This is a genomic window from Microvirga sp. P5_D2, assembly GCF_054049475.1.
In genome coordinates, this window is the sequence record NZ_JBFUMH010000320.1 from 1 (window position 1) to 2,492 (window position 2,492).

Annotated in this window: 2 protein-coding genes; both read left to right on the forward strand. The window is 56.9% G+C overall.

Annotation, left to right across the window (positions count from 1 at the left end; translation table 11 throughout):
• Positions 1–188: hypothetical protein (locus ACXJKO_RS31170; protein WP_457094875.1), on the forward strand; the 188-nt coding region annotated here is incomplete at its 5' end.
• Between the two features lie 1,602 nt (positions 189–1,790).
• The gene (locus ACXJKO_RS31175) at positions 1,791–2,303 is read left to right on the forward strand and encodes a transglutaminase-like cysteine peptidase (RefSeq protein ID WP_457094876.1); all 513 of its coding nucleotides are present in this window, start codon (positions 1,791–1,793) and stop codon (positions 2,301–2,303) included.
• Positions 2,304–2,492: the final 189 nt, after the last annotated feature.

The following is a 2,492-nucleotide window of genomic DNA, read 5'->3' on the forward strand; positions in this document are numbered from 1 at the left end:
CTATCGGGGCCAATGGCCAAACTGTGAGGATTAAAAAGCCGTTGGCTCCTCAGGCGAAGACCATTCTCAAGTTGCCGAAGATGACGGGCTGCCAAGTGACCGTCGCAGCGGCCTTCCCGGACGAGGCTTCGGTCCAGATGGACGAGTTCGACGTATGCGAAGACAACACCATCCGCCTGACTGATTGAGCAGGCACATAGTGTGCTGATCCTAGCACGGTCGATCCCCTGACGAAGTCGCAGTGGCGGCCTTCCTAGAGCGCCCGAAACGGACGTTCCTTTCTTGTTTTTCGATGGATCTAGGCCGCAGTGCCAGATTTGGCGGCTCGGTCATATCACCCCAGTTAGGGAAACCGTCTTCCAGCAGCACAGGAGCGCGGGCGACGAGAACTCGTTAGACAATAATGAACAAGGCCGTAGGGCTGCCTATGCCTCTCAGTTCCTCGACCCTATAGGCCGAGCGTGGCGTACCAAGGCAAAGGTGAAGGCGGCGCTGCTCGGTGATGAAGATCCGGATGAATGGGATCTGCCGCCCAAGCCGAAGGGAATGCGCCGGGCCACTTACGAGCGGTGGGTGGCCAAGTACGATGCCGCGGCTGATGAAGTGGCTGTAGCGGGGAAGTATGTGTGGCTGACCTCAGCAAGAGAGGCCAGCCCACAGTCATTGGGCCGAACAGGAGTAATCCAGACGCTGACAGTCACCTGACGGTGGCCTCCTGAGTGGTGCCTCGCGGACAGCGCAACCTCTATGCAAACATCCTTTGGACTTGCCGCTCTAGCCTATGAATCTCTCGCAGGTAGGGGGCACGTCGCTCGTGATGGCGCTTCGCGAGTGTGGCGATAGCCCTCCGCTTGAGAGTCTCTTCGATTGCGCTCTTCAGGATTGTCTCCCGGTCCTTCTGGTACTCAAAATCGATGTCGCCCAAGACCCGCAGCAACGACTGCATCATAGGTAAAATGGTCGGCGAGTAAGTGCGTGAAGGCTGATGATACATTCCTGAAGTTAGACGTTTGGGGATGGCACTGGGCATCTCGTTCCTCCAAATGCTTGTTATTCTTACGTGACTTCGCTGACGCGTGATGGGATGCCGCAAGGCGCTGCGCCCGAGCAGGTTTCGTTCGTGAGCGAATAGAGCCTAATGCAGCACCTCTGGACCATCAGGCATAAAGAGGCATCGCCGTTTCCAAAGGAGAAAATGGTCACGTTCCGCAAGACCTAACTGCGGATCTTTTTCGAGACGTGCAATTTGCGCCTCGACAGCCGCGAGCTGACGCTCAAGCCGAACAATTCGCTGCCTCGTACGCGGCACTGGCTTCTGTTTCTTGCTTCTCATTTAAGCACCCCGAACGTGCAGACCTGCCATCGTCCAAGACGAATGCTTGGCAGTTTGCTGGCTACGATGTAGTGCCCCCAAAGTCCTTACTTACCTTCAGTGGAATATGCTGATTCGGTGGTAGTCCGTCTGTCGGAAGGCCGACCGAACGGCAATCTTTTGTTAACTTAAGTTAACTCATTGCAGCCCATGTCTCGGGTGGTGAGGCGGCTTTAGCCAAGAGATTTCGATTCAGAAATCAGGAATGGCCGCTCCTGCATGAAAGCCGATTTGCCAGCACGAGGCTGTAACCGCAGCCAAGCTGCCAAACTATAGGCTTAAAGTCACTGTCTACCGAGCGGGAAGGAAAACAATGCCGAACGGTCTCTAAGGTTCCCGCTCGGCTTCAAGATTAGAGTGGGGCTCTCCTATGGTATCTTTCTGTCGCGGCTTCGCTGGCGGTCTTCTGCTGACTACAATGGCTGGGCTTTATTCAGCGCCTGTGCTGGCGAAACCACCCGCCCAGTTGGCTCTCACAGCTGAGCGGATGGCGGAGTTGCAGCAAGTCAACAGCTACGTCAACAATACCGTCATCGAAGTTTCCGACATGCAGCAATATGGCCGGGAGGACGTCTGGACATTGCCCACCAGCGGCAAAGGGGATTGCGAGGATTTCGCCCTCCTAAAGCGCAAGCTCCTCGTCCAGCGAGGCTGGCCAGCCTCGTCCCTGTTAATCTCGGTTGGAGCGACGTCCCAAGGCGAGGCCCATGCAGTGCTGACGGTTTCCACGGATCGAGGCGAGTACGTGCTCGACAACCTGACTTCCTCAATCCTGCCGCCCTCTCAGACCGGCCACGCGTTCTATTCTCGCCAGTCAGGACGCGGCTGGATTTCGGCTTCGGGAGAGAGAACCGCTGAGCCGACGGCTGACTTCCCCGTCGCCGATCGAACACATCTGGCAAAAGTCGGCGCACGTGGTCGGCGCGGCTAGCACTTTCCGCGAATTCATTATCTCTGGTCGGGCTAACCTTTTGTGCGACGTGGGCATCCGGTCCGGGTAGTGCTCCAGGAGTTGGTCAATGTGCCCGGTTACATCGACACCATCTGGCGCACGGCGGCTCCACTGACATGACAAGCCTGCCAGAGAATGAGCAAGCCACAGACCGTCAAGGCAGAGAAC